The sequence below is a fragment of the Halomonas sp. genome, assembly GCF_041689495.1.
Taxonomy (GTDB): domain Bacteria; phylum Pseudomonadota; class Gammaproteobacteria; order Pseudomonadales; family Halomonadaceae; genus Halomonas.
Genome location: NZ_JBDNGD010000539.1, coordinates 1 through 3530, shown reverse-complemented (window position 1 = coordinate 3530; position 3530 = coordinate 1). Strand labels below are relative to the sequence as shown.

The window sequence follows — 3530 nt, the reverse complement described above, 5'->3', positions numbered from 1 at the left end:
TCCGCCGACTCGAGGAGACCCGATGCTGCACATCTCCAATACCGTGGAACTGGGCGACTGGGAAATCGAGCTCAGCCAGATCCGTGCCCAGGGCGCCGGTGGCCAGAATGTCAACAAGGTCGCCAGCGCCGTCCATCTACGCTTCGACATCCCCCGCTCCAGCCTGCCGCCCTTCTACAAGGAACGGCTGATGGCCCTCTCCGACCAGCGCATCAGCCGCGAGGGCGTGGTGGTCATCAAGGCCCAGCGTTTCCGCACCCTGGAACAGAATCGGGCGGATGCCCTGGAGCGCCTTCGCGAGCTGATTCGCGAGGCAATAAAGCAGCGCAAGGTTCGCAAGCCGACCAGACCGACCCGCGGCTCCCAGCGTCGCCGTGTCGATACCAAGACCCGCAAGGGCAAGACCAAGGCATTGAGAGGCAAGGTCACACCATGACGAAGGCGACATCTCACCGCCCCTCTTCTCCCTGCATCCAGCTGTGCCGCATTGTGCCGGCGTCCCAGGAATGCGAGGGCTGCGGGCGCACCCTGGACGAAATCGCCCGCTGGGGCAGGATGACCGACACCGAGAAGGCATCGGTCTGGCATCGCCTCGAGACTACTTCTCGGGTGACCGATGCCTGAACCTCTTCCATAATATCCCCCTACCTATTCTCGTCAGGAGATCCGAATGTTCCAGATCCGTCATGCAGAGGAGCGAGGGCACGGCAACCACGGCTGGCTCGAGAGCTACCATTCCTTCTCCTTCGCCGACTACCACGATCCGAACCACATGGGCTTCGGCCCGCTGCGGGTGATCAACGAGGACCGCGTCCAGCCCGGCGAGGGATTCGGCACCCACGGCCATCGCGACATGGAGATCATCTCCTATGTGCTCGAGGGTGCCCTGGCCCACAAGGACAGCCTCGGTAACGGTTCGTCCATCCGCCCCGGGGACGTCCAGCGTCTCTCGGCGGGCACCGGCATCACCCACAGCGAGTTCAATGGCTCCGCAGAGGAGCGGGTGCATTTCCTGCAGATCTGGATCCTTCCCGAGCGCGGCGGCCTGACGCCCGACTACGCCGAGCGCACCTTCCCCGAAGCCGAGAAGATGGACCGCCTGCGCCTGGTCGCCTCCCGGGATGGCCGCGATGACGCCCTGGTAATCCATCAGGATGTCGACCTCTACGTGACCCGCCTGAACGCGGGCAGCGTGGTCGAGCATGCCACCCGTGCCGATCGCAAGATCTGGGTTCAGGTGGCGCGCGGGTCGCTGGAGGTCAATGACCAACCCCTCGAGGCGGGTGATGGCATGTCCATCGTCGAGGAGGAAGAGGTCGTGTTGCGGGGCATCGATTCGGCGGAAGCGCTGTTGTTCGACATGGGCTAGCCAGCCGACGCCGCAGGACGACTGCCGAGCATCACCACCCCCGAGCGAGGAAACACCACGATGTCCAACCACCAGAGACCCATGCCCCGCGGCAGGAGAGTCGGCTTCAGGGTGACACTGATCGGCATGATCCTGCTCCTCCTGGCGGCCCTGTCGATTGCCGCGGCGGGTCCCGCCTACCGACTGGGCCTGCTCCCCCTCGGCGATGCCTTCAGCATGTTGCGCTATGGGGCCTTCATCGGGCTGGCCGCCGCCGCGATCGGGCTGGTCGCCATGATCATGGCCGCGATCGCCGGTCGCCTGGGGCGACTCCTGTCAAGCGGGCTGCTGGTTGTCGCCAGCCTCGTCATCGTCGCCGTGCCCTGGCTTCAGGTACAGAAGGCTCAAGGGGTGCCGCCCATCCACGACATCACCACCGATACCCGCGATCCGCCGGCCTTCCAGGCCCTGGTCCCGGCCAGGGAAGCGGCGCCCAATGCCGTGGACTATCCCGGCGAGGCCACCGCCCGGCAACAGGAGGAGGCCTACCCCGAGATCCAGCCGCGCCTGCTGGATGCCCCCCTGGAAAGGGTCCGCGAGGCGGCCCAGGCGGAGATCCTCGAATCCGGCTGGGAACTGGTCGCCGTCACCGATACGATCCTCGAGGCCACCGCCACCACCCTCTGGTTCGGGTTCAAGGACGACGTGGTCGTTCGCCTGACCGACACGCAGGAAGGCGTGCGCGTCGACATGCGCTCCGCCTCGCGGCTCGGCACCAGCGACGTGGGCACCAATGCCGCGCGGATACAGGCCTACCTGGCGGCGTTGGCGCGTCGTCTGGAGAACTAGGCCGCCACATCGCGACGAGTAAAGCCTCGGGTCTATAGCCACTTCTTGCGCCAGAAGACCCACAGCAACCCCGCGCCGATGGCCAGCATCATCAGCAGCAGGACCGGGTACCCATAGCGATAGGTCAGTTCCGGCATATGCGCGAAGTTCATGCCATAGATGCCGGCGAGGAAGGTCAGGGGCACGAAGATGGCGGTGATCACCGTGAGCACCCGCATGGTGATGTTGAGCTGGTGGGAACTGATGGAAATATAGCCATCCACCAGGTCACCGCAGATGTCGTAGTACATCTGGGTCAGGCTGTGCAGGCGCTCGAAGCGCTCGAAGACATCGTTGATGGCGTGCAGGGTGGCACCCTCATGATGATAGAGATGATCGATGCTGTCTGCCCCGGAAGGATGGAGGCTGATCAGGTAGTCGTCACTCAGGAAGAAGGCCATTTGCTGGGGGGTATAGTTCAGCTCCCTGTCGAAGCTCGAGATGCCCCGATAGATGATCAGGGTATGGTGCTCGAACTCCTCGATCTTCGGCGGGTGGCGCTCGCGGTGGGCATCGTCGATGGCCAGGGGGTGGCAATGGAAGGCATCCAGCAATAATACCCGTATCATGGTTCGATCATCCTGTGGCTGGACGCTTTCCTGCACCTTATGACAAGTCATTCAACCTCGGCCTCGAAGGCGGCCTTGAGGCGATAGAACTCGTCGACGATGGCATCCATCTCGGCCGGGTCATACGCCTGGAGGCCGCTGACGACCAGCTTCTTGGAACCGGTACCGGCCGAAGCCCCCCTGTCATGGATGAGGAACTCGAGCAGCACATCGGCCCGCTTGCCGATGACATCGAGGGACGAGCTGGTCAGCTCCAGGCCCGGGGACAAGCCCTCCAGGCTGTCCAGTGAGAACCCCATACTGTCGTAGATCACCAGGGGGCGACGCGGATTGAACATCACCCCCTCCTCTTCCATCAGCGGCTTGAGGTAGTGCGGGAAATTCTTGCCGGAAAAGGCCACATAACAGCGGGTGAAGGCCTCCAGAATCGCTTCATCGTGGGTCGTCTCTCCGCTACGCTCGACCTCCAGGTAGCACTTGCCATCGTCGCCGTTCACACTCAGGCGCCCGTCATCGTGCTCAACGAAGCTCAGCAGGGTCCCGCCGCTTACCATGTTCAGGAAACGGAAACTCATCCGCTGGGAAAGGCCGAACTGCTTCAGCACCAGGGCGAAGAGCAGATCACCGGGCACACAGAAGCGTCGCGCATCCGTGTTGTGGATGGGGTTATAGTCGCCGGCAATATGCTTGGCGAAACGGCTGGCCTGCTCCGCGGAAATACGGAC

The 3530-nt window shown here is 63.5% G+C and carries 7 protein-coding genes; 4 read left to right on the top strand and 3 right to left on the bottom strand.

Going from position 1 to position 3530, the window contains the following annotated elements:
* Positions 1 to 22: 22 nt before the first annotated feature.
* From arfB to ACESMD_RS15690, 3 genes are read left to right on the top strand one after another with little or no spacing between them, the layout of a single operon-like run.
* Positions 23 to 436, top strand: a complete 414-nt coding sequence (gene arfB / locus ACESMD_RS15700; protein WP_372614812.1) for an alternative ribosome rescue aminoacyl-tRNA hydrolase ArfB — start codon at positions 23 to 25, stop codon at positions 434 to 436.
* Positions 433 to 624 carry a DUF1289 domain-containing protein gene (locus ACESMD_RS15695; protein ID WP_372614810.1) on the top strand — a complete coding sequence of 64 codons (192 nt, stop codon included), beginning with the start codon at positions 433 to 435 and terminating at the stop codon, positions 622 to 624. The genes arfB and ACESMD_RS15695 overlap by 4 nt, the downstream gene beginning before the upstream one ends.
* A 46-nt stretch (positions 625 to 670) precedes the next feature.
* The gene (locus ACESMD_RS15690) at positions 671 to 1369 is read left to right on the top strand and encodes a pirin family protein (RefSeq protein ID WP_372614808.1); all 699 of its coding nucleotides are present in this window, start codon (positions 671 to 673) and stop codon (positions 1367 to 1369) included.
* On the opposite strand, the gene ACESMD_RS15685 is transcribed toward ACESMD_RS15690, so the two are convergent.
* Complete coding sequence (locus ACESMD_RS15685) at positions 1366 to 1497, bottom strand: hypothetical protein (protein ID WP_372614806.1); 132 nt, start codon at positions 1495 to 1497, stop codon at positions 1366 to 1368. The genes ACESMD_RS15690 and ACESMD_RS15685 overlap by 4 nt on opposite strands.
* Between ACESMD_RS15685 and ACESMD_RS15680 the strand changes: the two genes are divergently transcribed.
* Positions 1481 to 2197: a DUF1499 domain-containing protein gene (locus tag ACESMD_RS15680; protein ID WP_372614804.1), complete on the top strand. Its 717-nt coding sequence runs from the start codon at positions 1481 to 1483 to the stop codon at positions 2195 to 2197. The genes ACESMD_RS15685 and ACESMD_RS15680 overlap by 17 nt on opposite strands.
* A 32-nt stretch (positions 2198 to 2229) precedes the next feature.
* Here the strand turns inward: ACESMD_RS15680 and ACESMD_RS15675 are convergent, their stop codons facing one another.
* Positions 2230 to 2805, bottom strand: a complete 576-nt coding sequence (locus ACESMD_RS15675) for a magnesium transporter CorA family protein (protein ID WP_372614802.1) — start codon at positions 2803 to 2805, stop codon at positions 2230 to 2232.
* A 47-nt stretch (positions 2806 to 2852) separates the two neighbouring features.
* On the bottom strand, positions 2853 to 3530 hold a 678-nt coding region (locus tag ACESMD_RS15670), incomplete at its 5' end, for a DUF3581 family protein (RefSeq protein WP_372614799.1).